A 21,515-nucleotide genomic window follows, 5' to 3' on the forward strand; every position below is an offset into this window, starting at 1 on the left:
TGTGTCGAGTCGGACCCGATCCTCATCGGACAGGTTCAAGTGCAATCTAGCCAGCCGTGCGGTGTAGTGGATTGGAACGATCGCTTTGTCCCTCACTGCTTGCGTCATGTCGTAGGTGTCGATGACGTCGCCGAAGGTTCCGTAAGTGTCGCGATCCCTCTCGTCGATCGGTGTCCCGGTAAACCCGACGGCCGTGGCATTCGGCAGGGCCTGATGGAGATAGTCCGCGAACCCTACGGCTTCCCTGATCTCGCCGTCGCGTTCCACGAATGTCTTCTTGAACCCGTATTGCGTTCGATGGGCCTCGTCGGCGATCACGACCACATTGCTGCGATCCGTGAGCAGCGGATGTGTGCCATCCGCACCACGGAACCGCTGTATCGTCGTGAATACGAGGCCGCCAATATCAACCGACAGCAGCCTTCGCATTTCCTCCGCTGTTTCGCCTTTGCGGGGCGTTCCGCGGAGCGCCGCACTATGGTCTACAAAGGTGCCAAAGAGCTGGTCATCCAAATCGTTGCGATCCGTTACCATGACGATGGTCGGGTTTTTAAGCGCCTTGGCCAACTGGAGCTGACGAACGAAGAACAGCATCGTCAGCGACTTGCCAGACCCTTGTGTGTGCCAGACGACACCACCCTTCCGCGAACCGCTTTGCGAGGCGGCCACGGTTGATGCCAATGCCTTCCGGACGGCATGGAATTGATGATATCCGGCGAGCTTCTTCGACCTAACGGTCCCGTCCTTCACCTCAAACGCCACGAAGTCGACGATGAAATCGAGGAAGCGCTCCGGTGCAAAGACACCACGGATGAGCACCTCGAGTTCCGACCGACCCCTGTCATCCAGATCGGTTCCATCGATGGTTCTCCAGGGCGCGAACCGATCCGGCTCCGCAGTGAGCGACCCGATCCGGGCTTTCATGCCGTCGCTTACGACGAGAACCTGGTTCGCGCGGAATAGGTCCGGGCATTTCTCGGCGTAGTTCCTCAACTGGGTATGTGCCCGTTCCAGCGTAGCATTGATGCTGGCCGGGTTCTTGAACTCAAGAATCGCAACCGGGAGCCCGTTCACGAAAGCGGTCAGGTCCGTGCGAACGACGCCGCGGTCCCCCTTCACAATGAACTGGTTCGCGACCAGCAAACGGTTGGCCGACGGGCTATCGCGATCAAGGATTCGCAACCCGACAGTCCGCGTCTCTCCACGGTCGTTGATCTCGACTGGAACGCCGGAGACGAGAAACGGATGGAAAAGCCTGTTGTTCTCGATCAGATCCTGGCTGGGCACAGCCATGATCGTTCGCATTGCCGCATCGACCATGGCGGCCGTCGCCTCCGGATTGAGGCTTGCCAGCGCGCTGCGTAGCTCCGGCTCCAGGATTGCCTGCCGATAATCGGTACGGGCGCCCATGGGGCCGTCTGGAGCGAGATAATCGCCAGGAACCGACTTCCAACCGATCAGTTCGAACCAGGATAGGGCTGCGAGTTCGACCGCTTCCTCGGCAAGCTCAAGGCGCCGGGTCTCCGTCGGTTGGTAATAACTCTCTGTCATGCTGCGATCTCGGCGTCTGGCGCGCTTTCGTTTGCTCCTTCTGTTTCCCAATCGAGGCGAGCGGCATCATAGGCGGTTTCGTCCAAGTGAAAGAGCACGTAGCTCGGTTGGAAGCTTGCGCCTGCTATCTCTACCATGTCGAACTCGGCATCGAGATGCTCGTTGAACGCAGCGTTTGTGCTGTAGGTCGCGGCACCCTCGTCTTGCGGCCCCGGGACCGCTCGGCTCCAGGCGACATCGAATAGGAAGGCGACAAGGCTGTCGCAAAGGCCGCCGAGCATCAGCGCATGCTGGCGCTGCAGCGTTCCCCAATCGAGCGACCCGCCATGGCGCATGTTGGGTACATTGCTGAGCTTCGCCAGGGCGACAGCGACATCATCGATTCCCTTGGTAAGCGCCTTGATGTGTTCGTTGATATCCGCCGCGTTTGGGTGATCTGTTAGGGAGAAATCCATGGCATCGATCACGCCGCGCATTCGGTCCGGGAAGCCGTCTTTCTTGCGAAACTCGATACCCAAGCGGACCCCTATCGTCGAATGTGCCGCTTCGAAGAGCGTCCTGACGCTTTGCAGGCAGAAGGCCGGCTGGCTCTCGATGCTGCGCTCCAGGGCCTCTATGTGAATCCTGAGAGGCTCCGCCCGATCGGGGTGCAGCTCAAGTAGGGCGCGGAGCATCTGGAGCGAGTAGGGCATCGTCAGGTTTCCTTCCTGACGCGCTCGAAGTCGTCGAGCCGGACCTTGTCGAGTGCGTTAAAGATTGCGTTCATGATCCGACGGAGCTGAACGAAATCGACCCAAACTTCAGGCGCAATATTGGCATTAGCGACATCGTCGTACCTGAACGCCGTCGAACGTGGATCGAAGGTATCGAACTCCAGAATGCGATCCCTGAGCCAGTCCAACTGCGACTGCTGATAACAACCTGTCAGGCGCTCGTGCAGGTGGATAGCGAGGTCACGGAGTCCATGGTTTCGCTTCGGTTGGGCCTCATGGATCGCCTTGAGGTTCAGTTCGAGAGCATGCCGGAAACAGAACAGAATCGGATCGATGCTCTCCCAGGACTCGTTGCAGCTGCTAGCCTCGTCGAGCAAGCGGAAGGCGGCTGTCTTGTAGGATTGCGCCATGTCGTATGTCGTCCGGCCCGTCTGACCGTTCCAATTGACCAGCATTGCGCCGTATTTGGTTTCTGGCTCATCTGGTAGGTCTGAAAATATGGACCAGGCGAGGCTGACGCCACGTTCGCTCATGCTGCCACCGCCTTCTCCGCATCTTTGATGCGGAGCTCCCCAGAGATCAGCTTTGGCAGGAGAGTGTCCCTTAGATCTCGCAGGGTTCGGGATTGGGCCGCAGCAGCTTGAATACTAGAGAACAGGGGATCGACGATACGACCGAAGGCTTCCAATATACCAGACGGCGGCAATGCCATTTCCCAAGCCGCAACTGAAGAGGGTGGTACGCGCTGCCGTCCAGACGACCCCGTCATCGATCCAATCAGGTGTGCGCGGAAGGATTCGTTTCGCGCCAGCAGATAGGGCCATGCCGCACTCATGGGCGCCTTGGGGCGCAGCACGATGAACTCGGTCGAGCCCCATCCGACCTGATCTTGGGCGAGAAAATCCACATGGGCCGTCTTTCCGTTTTCCAGGCAGGGCGTGATGCGCGCAATCAGCGTATCACCCCGCATAAAGCGGGCGCCCGATGAGGCTTCGCGTATGATGTAGCTGTCGACGCTTGGACCTGAGGTCGGAAGAGCAGCCATATCAACGTAAGGCGCGGGAGTGCTCGCTCGAAGCGGCGTGGAGGGATTGATTTCCAGCACCGACGAGATCGATGCAATATTCCAGCCTTCTGGTACCCCATTCTCTCCGAAGCGGTCAGGGAAAATAATAGCAGTATCTGCTGAGAGGTTGTGACCGCGGCCTTCAAGCTTGGCACGGACAGGATCGAAATCCACAAACCAGCTCTTGAACAGCGCCTGAGCGATTTCCTCAAGAGTTCCGATCATGAACCGGTTCAACTCGATCTTGTCATCGAGAGAGCCGAGGAGGTTGGCGATATTTTTCTGCTCATTAATCGATGGCAAGACGAGGGGAACGTTCCTCAATATCTCGGTATTGAGGTTGGGCATAACCAGCCCGACAGCATGTTGACGTAGCCAATCACGCGTATCTGGACTTGAGATACAGAAAGCGAGAAAGCGCGGATCGACCTTCTTCGTGTTTGGTCTAACTAAGAGGCACCCAGTTCCGCACACCCATCCTACGTTGTTGTCAATGGTCAGCGCGCACTTATCGACTTCACCACGTCTGGAGAACACGAGATCGTTGAGCCGCAATTTGTGCCGGCTAAGCCGATCTGCTTCTGCGAAGGTGATGTACGCCACGCGGGCTGTGTCGATCCGACGGTCAGTTATGTTTGTTGGCATTACAACCGGCACGCCTGTCGATACATAATCTGACGCGTGCAATTGGCTGCCAAACGGGCCGGTCTGTATGGCGTCCGCAACATCGCCGAGTGTTGTTGTTGCCCACTCACCAGCCATGGCCGACCCCCGCCAGTGCATTGCGGATGCGCTCGTCGAGCGCCATACCTTCGGTCATTTGATCGCGGAGGTCCTTAGTCAGACGAGAAATCTTGGACTCGAAGGGTTCGTCGTCCGGGTCCATCTCCCGCGTACCGACATACCGCCCCGGTGTGAGCAAGAACCCTTGAGCTTCGACTTCCTTCAGGCTAGCTGCTTTGGCGAAGCCCGGCACGTCCACATAACGCCCACCGACCTCACGCCACGCATGGTAAGTGTTGGCGACCTTGGCGATGTCATCGTCGGACAGCTCTTTCAGCGTGCGCGAGACCATAGTTCCGAGGCCGCGCGCGTCGATGAACAGGATTTCACCCGTGCGATCGCGCAGCTTCTTGTCGCGCGAGATGCCGTTGGATTTGTCGCGGGTCAGAAACCAAAGGCAAACGGGGATTTGAGTCGTAGAGAACAGCTGGCCGGGAAGCGCAACGATGCAATCGACGAGTCCCGGATAGACCGTCTTCGTCCCATTCGGTTCAGCGACCTCGATGCCTTCGATCATAGTCCGGCGGATATCGCCTTCACCGAACTGCTGGCTCGACAATGAGCCATTGGCCAGGACGACGCCGGCGTAGCCATCCGGTGCAAGATGGTGGACGATGTGCTGGAGCCAAGCGAAGTTGGCGTTCCCGGCAGGCGGGACGCCATATTTCCATCGGCCGTCATCCTTCAGTTTTTCGCCACCCCAGTCACTGTCGTTGAACGGCGGATTTGCGAGGACGTACTTCGCCATCAGGCCCTTGTGCAGGTCCTCATGAAAGGTGTCCGCCCATTTGGGACCGAGATTCGCTTCAATGCTACGGATAGCAAGGTTCATCTTCGCAAGGCGCCACGTCGTGGCGTTGGACTCCTGACCATAGACGGAGATTTCGTTGAGCCGGCCGCCGTGCTCTTCCACGAAACGCTCGGACTGCACGAACATTCCGCCGGAACCACAGCAAGGGTCATAGACGCGGCCCTTGAACGGCTCCAGCATCTCGACCAGCAGCTTCACCACGCAGCCGGCGGTGTAGTACTGTCCGCCGCGCTTGCCCTCCATCTTGGCGAACTCGCCGAGAAAGTATTCGTAGACACGGCCTAGAACGTCTTGCCCCTTGTGGGAGTCGTCAAACTTGATGTCGGAGAAGAGCTTCAGGACCTCGCCCAGCTTGGTCTGATCCAGTTCCTGGCGCGCATAGTTCTTTGTCAGGACGCCGCGAAGGCTGGAATTCTCAGCTTCGATATCGAGCATAGCTTGATCCAGCAACTCGCCGACTGTCGGTTTGGTGCTGGTCGCGTTTTCTTTGAGAAAGTCCCAGCGCGAGCGATCGGGGACGTAAAAGATCCCGTCCGCGAGATAGAGGTCGCGGTCGTCGACAAGATCTCGTTCTTCAGGGTCGGTAAGCGCAGCTTTACGGCGGGCGTCGAATCGATCCGAGATGTATTTCAGGAATATCAGGCCAAGCGCAACGTGCTTGTATTCGCCAGCATCCATGTTGCCCCGCAGCTTGTCGGCTGCAGCCCAGAGCGTTGTCGCAATCGGTGGTGCTACTTTTTCCGGCTTGGGAGCCGCATTCTTCGTCCCGGGTTTACGTCCTCGTGGCACTGCAATTCCTGACTTCAAGGTATTATGGGGTACGTTTGAACGCTCGAAGCTGTCATTCTGCCGCAGCGGACGGGGCCGACGCGGCGGACGGGTTTCCGAGCAGTTCGGTGAGTTTCATCCGAAGCCGATCTTGCCGTGCGGCATAGAACGTCTCGAATTCCTGGAGGTCTGCCGCCAGTTCGCCTAACTCGTGTTTGGTTCGGTAGTGAAGCTGCGACGTGGGGTCCGGCAAGTGCGCGGAAAGCCATGCCATCGGCATAGCCGCCCGCTTTTCATTGTTGATGGCGCCTTCGAGAAGCTGAAGGTTGGGCAGCGTGTTCGCGTGACGAGCGACCACTTCGACGTCTATCTCATCGAACCCTTGCTTCTGAAGCCGCGCCGGCGTGAACCGGGAAATTGGATAGATATGGTCGACGTGGAATTGATTGCGCAGATCGACAAAGGGAAACAGCAAAGAGAGCAGCGGGAACGTCCGCTTGTCGCCATACTCCATATGCAGGAGATCCTCGATCTCTGCCGGCTCGAAGGTCAAGGATTTTCCCCGTTGGCTCATCACTTGGCGCAGCTGTCCCACCGGGAAGGCCGTCGGGTCATTTGCTTGAACCACCTCGCGAAGGGCGGTCAGAAGCGTATCAAGCCCGCTGCCCCAGATACCGGATGCCTTTACGATCGACCTCACCAGCCAGTCTCTGATCGCCGCGCGATCACCAGCGAACTGGCTATGGGTGACGTAGTTCGCAGGAGCGTTCCGCCGGTATAGATAGTAAGCGATCGGCAATAGGGCGCTGTCGGCCCTCAGCGTTTGCCCATTGAGGCCGAAGCTTGAAGCCAGTTCTACGGTCCTGACCAGAGCCGCCCGAATCGCGAACCAATTGGTCTCCAGCGCCAGCATGTTGGTGGTCGTAAAGTTTTCGACCTTGAATCCTACTGAGGCGATATCAGCCAGCATTAAGCCCGCTTTGAGGACGAAGTCCTGACTGAGCGCGAAACCCGACCCAATGTGGTTCAACTCGTCCACGAGTTTGTGGATCTCGGCGCGAGCGTCAACCTGCTTCCACTGGGCAACGGCAATGCTAAGCAACAGGTCTGAATAGGAGAGGATCGTCCCTCCTGAATTGAGCCGGATGAAAATGTTGAGAACCCGCTCGAGGTCCTGGGTTTCTTCCTCGTAGTAGTTGACAAGGTTGTGCGAGTGGACGACGCGATGCAGACGGTCGACTACCTCGTAGGCTCTTTCTAAAGGATCACCGTCGAGTCCACGCTTTCGTAATCCGGACAGCATTGCCGGGCCGTCTTTCATCCCGAGAATGTCAGGGACTAAGAACCAGTGTGCTCCCTCGTCGCGCGCGGCTTGCTGATCGTCCAGGAACTTGAAGCGATAGCGGATCCCGTCCTCGTCAGGCGACGGGGGCGCCAACAAATCAAGGCGCAACGTCCGCACAGGGAACGCATCAGGATTCGTCCACCACTTGTTCGGCTGCTTGATAGCCATAGATCCGCGTAGGCCGATATTGAGTGCCGTGAGACGCTGCTGCCCGTCGAGAACGGCGGTGACGCTCTGATGATGCATCTTGCCCAACTCTGGGCAGTGGGCAGCGTCGCGCTGATGGTAATTCAGAACGAAATCGTAAAATTTGAACTTCCCGCTGGTCACCGCTTCTACTTTCCAGAAAAGGAAAGTGCCGAAAGGATAACCTTGCATAAGGCTGTCGAATAGACGCTCGATCTGCTCCGGTTTCCAGACAAACTCGCGTTGGATTGCGGGCAACACGTAGCTCTTTGTCTGTATGCGGCCGAGTACCTCGGCAATTGTGCCTCCTGGTTTATACAATGGTGTTTCCCCCCAAACCCTATTTTGGCGATCACCCTAACGGGTTGAACCCATCCGGCCAATATGGACCCTGAAGATTGTGCGAAGCAGGAATGAATTTCGCTACCCGGCCGGAATGTCCGGGCCTGTAATGAGTGGCCGATCCACGCACTGAGCCCGCCGCGACAGACTGGTGGGCAGTCAAGTGAACTCCCATATTATGCCGTACAGAAATGGACTGGATCGTACATGTCGCTTCGGATGATAAAGGACGTGCTCCGCCCCCGCGATATCTCCACCCACTGTACACTCTGTGGACGATCGACAAGCCAACAGCCCCATACTCAGGAACATATCTTCCCGCTCTGGCTCCAACAGAAGCATGGGCTGCTGAACGCGAGGGTCACCATCCCCAACTTTACCGACAAGCAGTACCGATCTGTCAAAATCGGGATTTGCGGACGCTGTAACAATAAGACATTCGGCGTGCTGGAAACCCGTCTCGCGCCGGCCTTCACAGCCGCCGATCCGTTCGACACTGTGAGCAGGCAGGATGCCGATACCTTGGCTGTTTGGCTTGGGAAGATTCATTGGCTGATGGCGCGCAAGAGTCATTCAGCAGTCGATCACAGAACCCGTCACGACAAGACGCCCGAGCGCATTCTGCCCGGAATAGTTCTCGACGGCATGCTCTATGCTGCGATGTTTATGCGTTGCTTCGCCACCAACAAGGGCATGTTTTCCTGTCACCTTGGTGACCCGCCTGTCCCCGAATTCTTCTACGAGGCGCCGTATTCGCTGTATCGCTTTCGGATCGACGAGCGCGACGGCCGATTCGAGACGTTCGACTTCCTGAACAACGCCGTCGTCGGGGGAGTGGCACTACGCAGCGGGAGCGTCGGTCTTATCTGCTTGTTCGACGGTGGTCTTCACCGACGATATTTGAGCGAACGGTATCGATATCTGCATGGCCAAGCTCTTCATCCCAAGCAGTTCGTCGAACTCTCCGCCCATCTTTTCTACGATCAGACGGTGCTGCACGAGGATGCACAGAAGGTCACGTACTACTGGAACGAGCACCTGCGCGCCGTCGTGGCTCAGACAAATACACCGCGGACATGGAACCCGTATTTGCAGGAGTATCACGACCCGGAACGGCACGCTCATATGCTGGGTTTTTACACGCAACAGGATCCCAAAGACATCCTGTCAGAGGACGGGAGGCTCTTTACATCGCTCAAGCGCCTCGACGGGACATTCCTGCCCTTCGCCGTTACTGAGGAGGAGCTTGCGATCGCCCGCGGGGATCCAACTCTCCAAGTTCGGCCGCCGGCCGATCCGGCAATCCGTCGGCGGCTCTTTGAAGGTTGAGAAAGCAGTGGTCGGCCACTGTCCGCCATCGCTATCTGAACAGAATTCCTTCAGTAGATGGTCTTGTTCCTGGCAGCTTGTGAAGCTCCGCCTCAGCAGACCGCCCCTCTCGTAGCTCATGGAAAATCCTTTCAAACGAACTGAAAAGCGCATCCTTGCCGTTATCTTCGTATTGGGCCGGCTGGCTTGATCGGGGTGCGAGACGTCAATAGCTTTTGCACCAAGCGCGAAGCGCATGCCATTCGCTAGGATCGCCCAGCGATACATTCAGGCCAGCGCAGTGCTTCGCACTCGGCAGAGACTAGGCAGGTTGATCGTTTCAATGGCTATATCCGCACGACGAGGGTTGGATCGAACTTTGCGTTTTCGTCCTCATATCCGCGTGGATTGCAGATGATGCGCGTGCTCCCGATCCGATATTCGCAGCTATCATGGGTATGTCCATGCACCCATAGAGCTGGATGTCCGTCTTCGATCACGTTGGATAGGTCGCTCGCAAAGGCGGCATTCAGCAAATCACTCTTGAAGCGCGGAGGGATGGACCATGGGTGCGGCAGGTGATGGGTGACCACGACGGTCTTGACCGGATCAGCCTTCAGCGCGGTATCGATGTACTGGCGCGAGTCCTGATGCATCCGTAACGCCGTCTCCGGCAGGAATCTTTGCCAGGGATCCCTCTGTTTCGCGATCAGCCTGTGGTCGTTCATGCGTTCGCGCGCGTAGGCCATGGCGAGTTCCGGATGCCCTTCGACCCGATAATCTGTCCATAGCGTCGCGCCGACGAACCGAACGCCATCGATAACGACGGAATCGTTCTCGAGGAAATACACCCTCGGGAACTGGGCGGCAGCATTGCGACCGTCTTCCAGTCCCTCCTTGATCGAGCCTTTATAGAATTCGTGGTTTCCGGCAACGTAGACGCACGGCATCGCCGGAGCGATATGCTTTGCGAGCCAAAAAACGCCGTTGGCGGGCGCGCGGCAAAGGTCTCCGGCGACGATGCAGACATCGGCGTCCGGGATCGCCAGGGCATGGTGCAAATCAGCGACTTCAAGGTGCAGGTCAGAAAGCAACCATACTTTCATAGGATCGAAACCTTGATTTCATTCACGTGGGCGCGCCGAGGCTCAACGGATCCGGGCATCATGAACGCGCGATGTTTCTTTCGACCGCTGCGCGATCAGTTTGGCGATGCGACGATCCGCTCCCTGACTTGATCCAGCACGGCGTCGAGTTCGGGTCCCTCAAGCGTTTTCCGTGCCAGCAAGATTTCGCCAAGGAAATCGATCGCGATCTCCTGGTTGACGACCATTTTTCGGGCGACGGCATAGGCGCTCTCCAGCCGGGCGTTCACCCGCATCGCGAGTTCGTGGTCGGTCGCGAGAAGCGATGTCCGGTCCTCGACCTTGCGGTGAAGCAAAGGCCATTTCTTCGAAAACCCCATCACGGTCTCCATGTCGAACGCCAATGCGGTCGCAGCCGCAAGATCGCAGGACTCAGAGCCGGATCCGGCGGCGACCGACCCCACGATCACTTCCTCCGCTGCTCGGCCGGCGAGTGAGGCGATGAGAACGCCGGTTAGCACCGCTTCGGTCTGCTCCCCCGGCATAGCTCCGGTGACATATCCGCCTTCCGGAGCCTCGATCGTTATCTTCACGATGGTTCCAAGATCCAGATGGAGGCGCGCCACCGCATGAGCGGATTCATGAACCGACATGCGGAACTGGAGCTGCAGCGATCGCAGAAGCATCGCGTCCTGGAGAAGACTGTCCGCGCTGCCAACAGCGTCTGCAGCCCTTTCAGCAGAAATGCCGGAGTCACCCGCAGCCTCGACAGCTATGGTCTTCTTGCTACGATGCTGTTGCGAGAGACGTGGTATGCGACGCTTTTTCATCTTCCAATCCTTTCGATCGTTGCCGTGCCCGATGGAACTGGCTGGCTCCGACGAGCTTCCCGACGACGGTTCATGAATGGTCCGCTCCCTGGTGGCTGTTCGCCTGCCGCGGGAGGTCGAGTAGACCAGCCGCCTCAAGCCAGTCCGCCAACTCGGTACAAGCAGGGTCTGCGTCCATAACGTGGCAGGTCAGAAGCTTGAGGATCACGGTCGGGATCGGCGTCCCGGTCGCGACGGCTGCGCGGACATAATGTCTTGTCACCTCGACGGCGATCGCTGGATCCTCCATGTGCGAGGTTCTGCAGTCACAGGAAGTGATGGGGCCGGCTCTGATGAGAGCGAGGCAGCTTTCAGTATGGCCGAGCAGCCCGAGCAGCGCTTCGCTGGCCATGTACCTGCCGAACGCCAGTGGCCGCTGCGGTGCAGGCGCCGAGGGATTCGCCATGGGAATCCCGCGCTCCATCAAGTTGTGCTTTGATCTGCTCCCGGGCGGATGATCGACAAGCGATGATCCTTCCACATCGTTGCGGGGTCGGTGCAGAAAGCCAATTGCTTCGCGATCTTTCATATTGCCTCCTATGTCAGCCCTATCGCTCCCGATCGTTTTGCCGGCGCCAGCTCATTGCCGGCCCCAATGGCGTTCACGCGCCTCGACAAGCTTCTCGACGAGCCGCTCAAGTTTCCTGATCGACCCGCCCGGCCAGTTGCTGGCCAGCGCAGCGAGCTCGAATCCTTCGATCGGTGCCGCCCAGCGAGGGTCATGCCCCGCCTCGAGGTAGAGCCTTTCGAGAATGCGAGGGGCGAGGAACGGCAACTGGTCGGGGCCCGGCTCCGGAAATCGCAGGATCCGACATCTATCCCGCATCACCGCGGGGACACTTCCCACCTCATTCGCCGTCATCAGCCAGGCCTCGGCCGGAATCCCCTTTACGACTTCGGCGGTGTCGAGCGCGGCTTCGACACTTTTGACGCCGTCCTCAGATTGCTCGGTGGCGAGGTCGTCGAGACAATTGGCAAGAGCCAAAAGTTCGACGCGACCACGTTTCTTCATCCGCCGTGACAGGCGGCTTGCGTATTCCCGGATATCGTCTTCGAGACGATCGCCAAAGAAATTCATGCCGCGTAGCAATTCTTCCTCGCTCGGAAGATGCAACCCGGCTTTCGCAGCCTTCAGGCGGCGGTCGAAATGACGGTCGAAAATGCCGACGACCCTCATGAATCGAGGCCGGCCTGTTCGGCAGGACGTCCGAGTCGATACCACCGGCTGAGCGTCCGCGCCCAAGTCCGGTCTTCGGACAGCAGCCACAAATCGGATGTGCCGATGAGCCGGCCCTCGCCGAAGAGCAGTGGATGGCCGGTCGAGAGCCCCGCAAGGCAGGGAACGGCCCGTTGGGCAAGGATCCACCGATCAAGGATGGGCGCTTCCTCATCCGCCATAGCCTCCGGCGGCACGCCGCGGCGGACGCGCTCCATGTCGTCGGCCAATGCGAGAAGACGGGCCGTCTGAAAGGTGAACATCTCATCGGTCAGCGTTTCGCGGCCAAATAGCAGCATTGGGGCCTCCTTGCTCCGATCCAGGATCCCGCGTGGATTCGAATCCTTTGATTCGCGGGAATCAACGGCCCGATAGATACGGCGCCGGAAAGATGGCGTCCATAGCGCCAATTATTGGCGCTGGTGGCGTCTATTTGTGGCGCCGGGATTCCTGTGGTCGAATGCGCGCTCACGACCAACTGTGTGCGTTTCGAAAAATGATCGTTCCAAACGAAATCCTGCGAGCCGCCCGGGTCGCCTTGGGTATCAATCAATCCATGCTCGCCGAGCTGTCGGGAGTGGGAAAGCGGACCATTTTGCGGATTGAAAGGAACGAGCGCGTCGCGGTTAGGACGCTGCAGCGCGTCCAGGCGGCGCTGGAAGCGCGGGGCGTCGAATTCATCCCAAGCGGGGACGGCAAAGGACCTGGACTGCGGATTCCCTTGTCGCTCCTGTCGCGCGACGATCTTCGGTTCTGATTGCCCAGTTAGTTTCGAGCCTTTCCGAGTATCCTTCGGATCGCATGACGCGGCAGTCTCTGCCCAACTGCCCGGATGTGTACTGAGGAACGTGAATTTCATAACAAGCTTGAGTTCTGTTCGGACAATTGGCTCGCCTTCGCGTGATTGACCGGCTGTCGCCCTCCGATGGATCGGCCTGAAACCAATCCGTCGAGCGCCTAACCCAAAGTAGGCGGCTGCTAGGTTGCGCGCGCCGCACTGGTTTGGCAGTGAAATCCCGCCTTCGATATCCCGCTTGCTTGCCCTGGCACATAGATACCTCCGGCTGAGTACGGTGCGCCAAGTTCGGCGTAGATGTCAGTCGCAGCTCCGTCTCCACATCCTTCGAAAAAGTAGGCGCTTCGTTCATTCCCATGTCACGCATCCGCCAGCGGCGTGCGACTGGCCCGATTCAGGTGCGACCCGAAATATCCCCGCGCCGTATTTGAGAGCAACAGTGTTGAGTTCATTGCGTTGGAAGAGCACAGGAGGACCTGCGATCTCCTTTCGAAAAAACGCTCCGCGACAGCACTGGCTCAAGGCCCGTCATCAAGCAACGCCTCCCTCGGGGGCTCGGGCAGCCAAATGGTCGATCAATCGCCTTAGCGAAATCGAATCAACTTCCCTGCTCGATCACCGTACAGCACCTTATGTGAGAACAGCTCTCACAATGCCATCACAATTCTCCTCAGGTAATAAATCTGACGCCTATGTTGACAGCCTCGCCGGCTGCCCCGCCATCATACCAACATGGAGTCCGTTGATGACATCGCTCGGCAGTTCCGCGCCGCAAGAGCACTGCTGGATATCCGCCAGGACAACGTGGCGGAACTGGCCAAAGTGAGCCGTCAAATGGTCGCTCGAATTGAAAGCGCCGACAAAAGCGTCCCCCACGATGCAATCGAAAAAATCTGGAAAGCATTTGAGCAGAAAGGGGTGATATTCTTAGAAGCGACCGATACTTACGGTCCTCCGGTCACTTTGAAACGGACCAAGCCCAAATCCAGTCCCTGATCGTCCCCCAGGAGTCAGATGGACACGTAGGCAGCGCGGAGGCCAACATTTGCCGTTGGGATGGTCGCAGCCGGCCCAACTTCCATGAACGCATAGCCTGAAGTAGACAACCTGCAGTAAATCGGTCACGTACACCCGGCATCGAGCGCCTCGTTGAGATCGCGCACCCCAGTGTGGAGGTCGCTTGCAGGTCCGACGTGCCGTTCGGTCAACTCGGGCCGCAGCGGTCCGGTCGCTGACCCTTCGGATCTGATTCCGGGAATCAATGCCAGCCGTGCAGATCAGACTTCGTCCTCCGCACTCGCCGAGATATTCGTCCGCCGCCGGGCGGGACCCCGGCTGGCGAGTTTGCGCTCGATATGGTTCTTCTGCCACGCCTGAGCCCGTAGTTGTGCCATGGGAAAAGTCGCTGATTTCCAAGGGTCCCGGCGAAACCGCGGCGGGACGAGTTGGCCCATGGACGTGGATTCCTGGCGAGGCTTTGCCAAGCTACGAAGTATCAGCCTGAGTGCCGGGCGAATTGCCCCAGGGGCCAATATCAGTCACCGGATCCTTGCGACTGCTTCGGAGAGCGATGCGAGCTTTCGGTCGAGAAGGCCAAGACGGCATTCTCCAATCCTTTGTGCACACACTCGAAAGAATAAGCATTACCTTTTGTCAACAATGACACGGCATTGCAATGAATCCTTTGCCATGAGAAACCGATCCACAAATATGAGAAGCCTTCCTATTCACGCCAATTGTTGACATTTTCTTCTAGAACTTATCGTCCATACTGCCCAACAGGGAAACCCCATCAGGGAACCCACCGTTACAATCGTTTTGTTGTTGACTTAAGCTTTGCGATATGCTCCCTACATCGCCCACGTGAATTTGCGGCATTAAACGTAGGAGGAAGCAATGGCCGATACCGACAAACCCGACCAGCCGTGGCTGATGACCGTGCCTGAAGCGGCCAGATATCTGCGGTTAGCGGAGTCGACACTCAATAAAATGCGTTGCAAGGAGGGAGGACCGCCATTCGCCACGGTTGGCGAACGTCTAATCAGATATCCTGAACCCGAAGCGAAACGGTGGCTTTACGCGCGCTTGCGCCATTCCACCAGACAGAAGCTCCCCCGCTGATCGCCAGATATTCCAATTTTTTGGCGGTAGCTCTTAGCTCCGCGCCGCCCTCGGCGACGCGGGCCGGGGCCAAGGGTTACGTCGTGATCACGTTCGCGTGAATTTCTGCCGAGTTCAGCGTGCCGACACGGTGCCGACACAGTCGCGATGTGCTTGACAAGAAGTTCGATGTCGGCGAACTGATACTCCATAAACAATTGAAATTATTGGCGATCCCGACAGGATTCGAACCTGTGACCATCGGCTTAGAAGGCCGGTGCTCTATCCAGCTGAGCTACGGGACCGCTGGCCGGCCCTTGGGCCGGCTGGATATTCTGGCGCCGGGCGCCGTTCAATGCGTCCAGGGCGTCCTGCGGTCATAGCGGAAATTCTCCGCATAGGAAATCTGGCGGCGCTTGGTCTCTTTCGGCTCTTCGACGCGGAAAGCGAGCCCTTGCTTTTCGGCGTAGGCGACCGCCTCTTCGCGCGTGTCGAAGCTAAGCCTGATCTGGCTTCTCATGTCTGCCGACGTCGTATAGCCCATCAGCGGGTCGATCTTCTTGCGCGACTCGGGATCGAATTCCAGCACCCAGTAACCGGTCTTGGCCTTGCCGGACTGCATCGCGGTTTTGGCTGGGCTGAAAATGCGCGCGGACATGGTCACCTCGTTCTTGTGCAAGGCAGCATCGCCACCCTTCGCCCGTCATTACTGCGCAATGCGCACGGCGGCAAGGTTTTTGCTCTCGCAGGTTTTTGCACTTGCCATGCACCACCGAAATGAATAGGCAACAGACCGTTCGGAGTGTAGCGCAGCCTGGTAGCGCATCTGGTTTGGGACCAGAGGGTCGGGAGTTCGAATCTCTCCACTCCGACCATCCCTTCACAGCCCAATGCCCGGCGCAGCCATACGGTTCACTTGCTGCGGCACCGGCCGTGTGTCCGGCAGCCGCGGGCGGTTCGGCAAACAGGGGGGGGGGTCAGATGCTTGGAATCGATGCCTGGGTGTCGCTTTTCGGACCGGCCTACTTTGCCTATGCCGGCATAACGGTTCCGGTCATGGTGACGTGGGCAATTGCCTGCGCCGCACTGGCGATGTGGAACAACCGTGAAAGCCGCAGACAGGCGAGGCAGGCCCCGGGCGCCGTGGTCTCCCGCTCCTGGCGTGTCAGTATCGGGATGTTTGTGCTGGTCGCCGCCGGCTATATCGCCGCTCACTCTGCCGTCTATCTCGCGGTCCGTCATTTCGCCAGAATGTGGCTCTGAGACCGGCCTCTCAGGCTAGATCTCGAACTCGCCCTGCCCTTCATCCATGGCACTGACGGTTTCGGCTGCCAGCGCCCTGGTGATCGGCGTCTTGCGTTCGAGCGCGGTCCGGTCGAGCCGCTCCACCACGCGCATCGCTGTCGCCAGCGAGCGCTCGATGCGGCGGACCAGATACTGCACGACATGCGGTTCGACCTCGATCTGACGGTCGGCGAAGAGTTTTGTGATGACGCCTGCCAGCAGGAGATCGTCGGGCTCATGAATTTCGACTGTCGCAGCCGCCTTCAGCCGCGAGGCAAGATCAGGCAGGCCAACACCCCAGGCCGAGGGAAAGCGGCGCGCCGTCAGAAGCAGTTGCGAGCCGGCACCACGCACCGCATTGATCAGATGGAACAGGCCTTGTTCGTCAACCGTCCCGGTATCGACATCGTCGATCAGCGCCGGCCGCGCGCCGAGATTGGCGATGCTGTCGCCGATGCGCCTGGCGTCGACCGCCGCCGCATTGGCACGGGCGCGCCAGATCGAGGCCAGATGCGTCTTGCCAGAACCCGCGGGACCGGCCAGCACCACCACCGGCGATGGCCAGTCCGGCCAGCGGTCGACCAGCGCAACCGCCTGGTTGTTGGTGCCGGAGACGACGAGTTCGTCACGCGAATAGCCGGTGCCATGGCCGAGGTCGAGCGGCAACTGGCGCGGCGGGTCGGTTGGCTGGGCAGTCACTTCAGCGACGCGGTTGCGTGCGGTGGCCGCCGCCGCGATCGGCCGGAAGCTGCGGCACAGGTGCCGCGCCGCGGCCCTTGTAGAGCGGCGATTCGAGATAGCGGGCTATTGCGAACCGCACCAGCACGGCGACGGCGGCCGAAGCCGGCACCGCGATCAACAAGCCGACGAAGCCGAACAGCGCGCCGAAGGCAAACAGCGAAAACATCAGCCATACCGGGTGCAGGCCGACGCTCTTGCCGACCAGCCGCGGCTGCAGGATGTTGCCCTCGATGAACTGGCCGATGAAGAACACGACCGCGACCGCGACGATCATCGTCCAGTCCGGCCAGAACTGGACGAAGGCGACGCCCACGGCCAGCACCAGCCCGGTCAGCGAGCCGACATAGGGGATGAAGGAAATCAGCCCGGCGAACAGGCCGATGAGGATGCCGAAGTTCAGTCCGGTCAGCGTCAGCCCGGTGGCATACATGGCGCCCAGCACCAGGCACAGCGTACCCTGGCCACGCACGAAGCCTGCCGTGGCGGTGTTGATGTCCCGTGCGATGGCGCGCACGGTCTGGACGTTGTCGCGTGGCACCCAGCCGTCGATGACCGCCACCATGCGGTCCCAGTCGAGCAGCATGTAGAAGGCGACCACCGGTGTCACCACGAACAGGCTGACCACAGAAACCAGCGCCATGCCGGAACTCCACAGCGAGGTGAAGACGGTGGTGACAAAACCGAAGCCGGAGGTCAGCAGCGAATTCAGCCCGTCGCGCAAGCTATTGGCGTTGACGCCGAACTTCTGCTCCAGCCATTTCGGATCGAACGAGGTGATCAGGCTTTGCAGCCGGGTCAGATATTCCGGCAATTTGCCGGCGAAATCGGCCATCTGCGTGGCCAGAACCGGAATGAGGATGACAAAGGCCAGGACCAGCACGATGAGGAAGGTGATGAGGATGACCACCGTCGCCATGAAACGCGACAGGCCGAGCCGCTGCAGCCGGTCGGCAACGGGATCGAGGAAATAGGCAAGCACCATGCCGGCGACGAAGGGCAGCAGGATGGCGCTGAAGACATAGAGGAAAAGCGCCAGCAGCGCGGCGCCGGCCAGCCAGAAGAAGATCTGGCGGCGAAAGGTCGCGGACGCGGCGATGTCGGCGGCCGCGGCCTCGATCGCCGCCGCTTCTGTCTCGGATGTCCGGAGTGGAGCCTTCGTCATGTCAGCTCATGTGCCTCAGCCAAGTCACGAGATAGGCTGCGGCCGAAGCCACGGTCAAGACCCCGGACAGCAATATGAGAACCGGCCTCAGCGGGTCGAGATGAACCGACAGGGCAAGTTCACCCAGCACAACCGCCGCCAGCACGATCTGGATGGCGGTGTTGGCCTTCGACACGAAAAGCGGTTTCATCTCGACCGGATGGGCCACGACGGCGGACAGCAGGACCGCGCAGACGATCAACGCGTCGCGCGACACCATGGTGACGACCAGCCACAGCGGCAATTGCCCGATGAGGCCCATGACCACGAACACCGAAACCAGCAGCAGCTTGTCGGCGATCGGATCGAGATAGGCGCCGAGCGTGGACTGCTGATTGAAACGGCGGGCGATGAAGCCATCGACGCCGTCCGAAATGCCGGCGACGAGGAACCCGGCAAAAGCCCAGTCCCAGCGCGCCTGCAGCATCGCCAGCACCACCGCCGGCACCAGGACAAGGCGCAGGATGGTGATCAGGTTGGGGATGGTCAAATGCCTGGCACCTCCTCTTGGTCGGAGATAGATGATGAAGATGGCGGGTGGCAACAAGGGAGGAGCTGCCGATCTCCCCGCACGGGAGCGGCCTTCAGCTTGGCTTTCGCCAATCACGAGCGCCTGTACGTGCGCGCTGTCCACGGTTTTGTAGGCCGAGATGGCCGTTATCCTTGCGGACAGAAACCGTTCATGCGAAGAGCCCGCGACAAGGAAAATTGCTGAACGGGCACCAGAAATGAGCAAGCGCGACGTGAACAAGCGCAAGAACGGGCTCACCTATGCCGAGGCCGGTGTCGATATCGATGCCGGCAATCTCATGGTCGAGAAGATCAAGCCGCTGGTGCGCGCGACGCGCCGGCCGGGCGCCGATGGCGAGATCGGCGGTTTCGGCGGCCTGTTCGACCTCAAGGCGGCCGGGTTTACCGATCCGGTGCTGGTGGCGGCCAATGACGGCGTCGGCACCAAGCTCAAGATCGCCATCGATGCCGGCAAGCACGACACGATCGGCATCGACCTCGTCGCCATGTGCGTCAACGACATCGTCGTGCAAGGTGCCGAACCGCTGTTCTTCCTCGATTATTTCGCCACCGGCAAGCTCGATCCCGACCAGGGTGCCGCGATCGTCGGCGGCATTGCCGAGGGCTGCCGCCAGGCCGGCTGCGCGCTGATCGGCGGCGAGACCGCCGAGATGCCCGGCATGTATCACGGCAACGACTACGACCTCGCCGGCTTTGCGGTGGGTGCCGCCGAACGCGGCCAATTGCTGCCCACCGATGACATTGTCGAAGGCGACGTGCTGCTGGGCCTGGCTTCCTCCGGCCTGCACTCGAACGGCTATTCGCTGGTGCGCCGCATCGTCGCCGTCAGCGGCCTGTCGTGGAGCGATCCGGCACCGTTCAACGACGAGGCCACTCTGGCCGAAGCACTGCTCGAGCCGACCCGCATCTACGTCAAGTCGATTCTCAAGGCGATCCGCAACACGCATGGTATCAAGGCGCTCGCCCACATCACCGGCGGCGGCTTCCCGGAAAACATTCCCCGCGTGCTGCCCAAGGATTTTTCGGCCGAGCTCGACCTCGAGGCGATCGACGTTCCTCCCGTGTTTTCGTGGCTGGCCAAGACCGGCGGCGTGGCGCCGGAAGAAATGATGCGCACCTTCAATTGCGGCATCGGCATGATCCTGGCGGTCGCGTCCGGCCAGGCGGCGCAGGTCGCGGCCGTGCTACAGGAAGCCGGCGAGACGGTGACGCCGATCGGCCGCATCGTGCCGCGCCGCGACGCAGGCGTCATCTATCGGGGTTCGATCGGCCTATGAGCGCGCAGAGGAAACGCACCGTTGTCCTGATCTCGGGACGCGGCTCCAACATGACCGCGCTGATTGCCGCGGCCAGCGACCCGTCGTTCCCGGCCGAGATCGTCGGTGTCATTTCCGATAAGGCGGATGCCGCCGGGCTCGGCATCGCCAGGGCGCGCGGCATCGCCACGCAGGTCGTCTCACGTGCCGACCACGGCAGCAAGCAGGCGCATGACGCCGCCATCGACGCGGCCCTTACGGCCTTCAACGCCGAGATCGTGGCGCTGGCCGGCTATATGCGCATCCTTAGCCCCGGCTTCGTCCAGAAATGGCAGGGCCGCATGATCAATATCCACCCTGCCCTGCTGCCGGCCTTCAAGGGGCTCGACACCCATGCGCGCGCGCTGGCCGCCGGCATCCGCATCCATGGCTGCACCGTGCACTTCGTCACCTCCGAGATGGATGACGGCCCGATCATCGCACAGGCAGCCGTGCCGGTGATGGTCGGCGACACCGCCGATACATTGGCAGCCCGCGTGCTGAAGACCGAACACCGGCTCTATCCGCTGGCGCTGGGGCTGGTCGCCGAAGGCAAGGCGCGCATGGAGGCCGGCCGCACCGTGCTTGCCCACTTTGCCGACGATGCCGACAACGGCACCTCGGTGGTGATGGCCCCGGATCCGCTGCGCGAGGAAGCCGACCTCGAGCATCTGGCGCGCATCACGCCTTGAGCCTAGAGCGGGAATGACAACGGCGCTTAGCCTGGAACCGCCAAATCGGACTCGCTGCCAGGCCGAAACGGACCGGCTGCGCAGAGCTTGGCTGGAAGGACTGGAAAGCGGCCCGTTCGATCCCTTCGACATTGAGGCGATCAAACAAAAGGCCCGCACTCGTCTGATCAGTCTCCCTGGTCCTGACCAACATCGATGAGACAACTACTTCTTCTCCGTCATGCCAAATCCAGCTGGGACGACCCTGATCTCGATGATTTCGACCGGCCTTTGGCCGAACGCGGATCCAAGGCAGCCCGGTTGATGGGGCGCGAACTTGCGGCGCGGGGCTGGCTGCCGGACCTGGTGCTGGTATCGACGGCGCTTCGCACCCGCGAGACCTGGCGGCTTGTGGCGGCGGAGCTGCCCGTCCAGCCCCGGGTCGCATTCCTCAAGGCGCTCTACGATGCTTCAGCGGCGGACATTCTGAGCCAGATTGGTCAAACCGACGCTTCGAGCGGCAGCTTGCTGGCAATTGGCCACAATCCGGGCCTGGAGCAGTTGGCCAGAAAGCTTGCCGGGCCGGGGTCGGACGCCAAGGCGATCGCGAGACTTGAGGAAAAATTCCCGACGGCAGCCTTGGCCCGGGTGGTCTTCGAAGGCGATTGGTCCGTCGTGTCCCCCGCCCGGCTGACACATTGCTTGCGGCCGAAGGACCTGGGCGGCTAGAGCGGTTCACGACTTGATGGAATCGTAGGGGATTCCCGATTTGTGAGTTTTGTGATTCAAGATGCTGGCTGGAGTGGAGGCCAGCATCTGATGACGCGACCTTTTTCCAATGATCTTCGCGAAC

The 21,515-nt window shown here is 59.9% G+C and carries 23 protein-coding genes and 2 tRNA genes; 9 read left to right on the forward strand and 16 right to left on the reverse strand.

Annotated elements, in window-relative coordinates:
- The 6 genes from EN955_RS24965 to EN955_RS24990 all read right to left on the reverse strand — a co-directional run.
- A partial coding sequence (locus tag EN955_RS24965) for an HsdR family type I site-specific deoxyribonuclease (protein WP_164769908.1) occupies positions 1-1,551 on the reverse strand: 1,551 nt, incomplete at its 3' end.
- Positions 1,548-2,243: an abortive infection family protein gene (locus tag EN955_RS24970; RefSeq protein WP_024505050.1), complete on the reverse strand. Its 696-nt coding sequence runs from the start codon at positions 2,241-2,243 to the stop codon at positions 1,548-1,550. The genes EN955_RS24965 and EN955_RS24970, both read right to left, overlap by 4 nt.
- 2 nt (positions 2,244-2,245) lie before the next feature.
- A complete protein-coding gene (locus tag EN955_RS24975) occupies positions 2,246-2,797 on the reverse strand; it encodes a hypothetical protein (RefSeq protein WP_024505051.1) in 552 nt (183 codons plus the stop codon).
- Positions 2,794-4,092 (reverse strand): restriction endonuclease subunit S, encoded by a 1,299-nt coding sequence (locus EN955_RS24980; RefSeq protein WP_024505052.1) that lies wholly within the window; start codon positions 4,090-4,092, stop codon positions 2,794-2,796. The genes EN955_RS24975 and EN955_RS24980 overlap by 4 nt, the downstream gene beginning before the upstream one ends.
- Positions 4,082-5,713: a class I SAM-dependent DNA methyltransferase gene (locus EN955_RS24985; protein ID WP_245265394.1), complete on the reverse strand. Its 1,632-nt coding sequence runs from the start codon at positions 5,711-5,713 to the stop codon at positions 4,082-4,084. Before EN955_RS24985 ends, EN955_RS24980 begins: the two co-directional genes overlap by 11 nt.
- Positions 5,714-5,765: 52 nt before the next feature.
- Positions 5,766-7,544 carry a DUF262 domain-containing protein gene (locus tag EN955_RS24990; protein ID WP_024505054.1) on the reverse strand — a complete coding sequence of 593 codons (1,779 nt, stop codon included), beginning with the start codon at positions 7,542-7,544 and terminating at the stop codon, positions 5,766-5,768.
- A gap of 228 nt (positions 7,545-7,772) precedes the next feature.
- Between EN955_RS24990 and EN955_RS24995 the strand changes: the two genes are divergently transcribed.
- Entirely contained in the window at positions 7,773-8,894 is a 1,122-nt protein-coding gene (locus EN955_RS24995) for a hypothetical protein (RefSeq protein WP_024505055.1), read from the forward strand.
- A gap of 326 nt (positions 8,895-9,220) precedes the next feature.
- Here the strand turns inward: EN955_RS24995 and EN955_RS25000 are convergent, their stop codons facing one another.
- From EN955_RS25000 to EN955_RS25020, 5 genes are all read right to left on the reverse strand, one after another.
- A complete protein-coding gene (locus EN955_RS25000; RefSeq protein ID WP_024505056.1) occupies positions 9,221-9,979 on the reverse strand; it encodes a metallophosphoesterase in 759 nt (252 codons plus the stop codon).
- 95 nt (positions 9,980-10,074) lie between these two features.
- Positions 10,075-10,788, reverse strand: coding sequence for a hypothetical protein (locus tag EN955_RS25005; RefSeq protein WP_081714408.1), 714 nt, complete (start codon positions 10,786-10,788; stop codon positions 10,075-10,077).
- 70 nt (positions 10,789-10,858) lie between these two features.
- Complete coding sequence (locus tag EN955_RS25010) at positions 10,859-11,356, reverse strand: hypothetical protein (RefSeq protein ID WP_127218994.1); 498 nt, start codon at positions 11,354-11,356, stop codon at positions 10,859-10,861.
- A 51-nt stretch (positions 11,357-11,407) separates the two neighbouring features.
- Positions 11,408-11,905, reverse strand: coding sequence for a hypothetical protein (locus tag EN955_RS25015; RefSeq protein ID WP_127223473.1), 498 nt, complete (start codon positions 11,903-11,905; stop codon positions 11,408-11,410).
- A 95-nt stretch (positions 11,906-12,000) separates the two neighbouring features.
- On the reverse strand, positions 12,001-12,342 hold the full coding sequence (locus tag EN955_RS25020; RefSeq protein ID WP_024505060.1) for a DUF6634 family protein: 342 nt from the start codon (positions 12,340-12,342) through the stop codon (positions 12,001-12,003).
- A gap of 32 nt (positions 12,343-12,374) precedes the next feature.
- Between EN955_RS25020 and EN955_RS35550 the strand changes: the two genes are divergently transcribed.
- The 3 genes from EN955_RS35550 to EN955_RS25035 all read left to right on the forward strand — a co-directional run bounded on the left by EN955_RS35550 (position 12,375) and on the right by EN955_RS25035 (position 14,960).
- Positions 12,375-12,800, forward strand: coding sequence for a helix-turn-helix transcriptional regulator (locus tag EN955_RS35550; protein ID WP_245265395.1), 426 nt, complete (start codon positions 12,375-12,377; stop codon positions 12,798-12,800).
- 771 nt (positions 12,801-13,571) lie between these two features.
- Positions 13,572-13,835 carry a helix-turn-helix transcriptional regulator gene (locus tag EN955_RS25030; RefSeq protein ID WP_024505062.1) on the forward strand — a complete coding sequence of 88 codons (264 nt, stop codon included), beginning with the start codon at positions 13,572-13,574 and terminating at the stop codon, positions 13,833-13,835.
- Between the two features lie 900 nt (positions 13,836-14,735).
- Positions 14,736-14,960, forward strand: a complete 225-nt coding sequence (locus EN955_RS25035; protein ID WP_127218996.1) for a helix-turn-helix domain-containing protein — start codon at positions 14,736-14,738, stop codon at positions 14,958-14,960.
- Between the two features lie 207 nt (positions 14,961-15,167).
- On the opposite strand, the gene EN955_RS25040 is transcribed toward EN955_RS25035, so the two are convergent.
- Both EN955_RS25040 and EN955_RS25045 read right to left on the reverse strand, forming a co-directional pair.
- Positions 15,168-15,244: transfer RNA gene (locus EN955_RS25040), tRNA-Arg, on the reverse strand.
- A gap of 47 nt (positions 15,245-15,291) precedes the next feature.
- Positions 15,292-15,597, reverse strand: coding sequence for an ETC complex I subunit (locus tag EN955_RS25045; protein ID WP_013532440.1), 306 nt, complete (start codon positions 15,595-15,597; stop codon positions 15,292-15,294).
- 140 nt (positions 15,598-15,737) lie between these two features.
- On the opposite strand from EN955_RS25045, the gene EN955_RS25050 reads away from it, so the two are divergent.
- Both EN955_RS25050 and EN955_RS25055 read left to right on the forward strand, forming a co-directional pair.
- Positions 15,738-15,814, forward strand: a tRNA-Pro gene (locus EN955_RS25050).
- Between the two features lie 106 nt (positions 15,815-15,920).
- Positions 15,921-16,202 carry a hypothetical protein gene (locus tag EN955_RS25055; protein WP_013532441.1) on the forward strand — a complete coding sequence of 94 codons (282 nt, stop codon included), beginning with the start codon at positions 15,921-15,923 and terminating at the stop codon, positions 16,200-16,202.
- 15 nt (positions 16,203-16,217) lie between these two features.
- On the opposite strand, the gene hdaA is transcribed toward EN955_RS25055, so the two are convergent.
- From hdaA to EN955_RS25070, 3 genes are read right to left on the reverse strand one after another with little or no spacing between them, the layout of a single operon-like run.
- Positions 16,218-16,922, reverse strand: coding sequence for a DnaA regulatory inactivator HdaA (hdaA, locus tag EN955_RS25060; RefSeq protein WP_013532442.1), 705 nt, complete (start codon positions 16,920-16,922; stop codon positions 16,218-16,220).
- Position 16,923: 1 nt separating this feature from the next.
- On the reverse strand, positions 16,924-18,126 hold the full coding sequence (locus EN955_RS25065; protein ID WP_013532443.1) for an AI-2E family transporter: 1,203 nt from the start codon (positions 18,124-18,126) through the stop codon (positions 16,924-16,926).
- 1 nt (position 18,127) lies between these two features.
- On the reverse strand, positions 18,128-18,655 hold the full coding sequence (locus tag EN955_RS25070) for a CDP-alcohol phosphatidyltransferase family protein (protein WP_024505063.1): 528 nt from the start codon (positions 18,653-18,655) through the stop codon (positions 18,128-18,130).
- A gap of 238 nt (positions 18,656-18,893) precedes the next feature.
- On the opposite strand from EN955_RS25070, the gene purM reads away from it, so the two are divergent.
- The 3 genes from purM (at position 18,894) to EN955_RS25090 (ending at position 21,391) form a co-directional block, all read left to right on the forward strand.
- Entirely contained in the window at positions 18,894-19,973 is a 1,080-nt protein-coding gene (gene purM, locus EN955_RS25075; RefSeq protein WP_013532445.1) for a phosphoribosylformylglycinamidine cyclo-ligase, read from the forward strand.
- Entirely contained in the window at positions 19,970-20,683 is a 714-nt protein-coding gene (gene purN / locus EN955_RS25080) for a phosphoribosylglycinamide formyltransferase (RefSeq protein WP_024505064.1), read from the forward strand. The genes purM and purN overlap by 4 nt, the downstream gene beginning before the upstream one ends.
- 195 nt (positions 20,684-20,878) lie before the next feature.
- Entirely contained in the window at positions 20,879-21,391 is a 513-nt protein-coding gene (locus EN955_RS25090; protein WP_024505066.1) for a histidine phosphatase family protein, read from the forward strand.
- The last annotated feature ends 124 nt before the right edge of the window (positions 21,392-21,515 follow it).

It is taken from the genome of Mesorhizobium sp. M7A.F.Ca.CA.001.04.2.1 (assembly GCF_003998485.1).
In the GTDB taxonomy this organism is placed as follows: domain Bacteria; phylum Pseudomonadota; class Alphaproteobacteria; order Rhizobiales; family Rhizobiaceae; genus Mesorhizobium; species Mesorhizobium ciceri.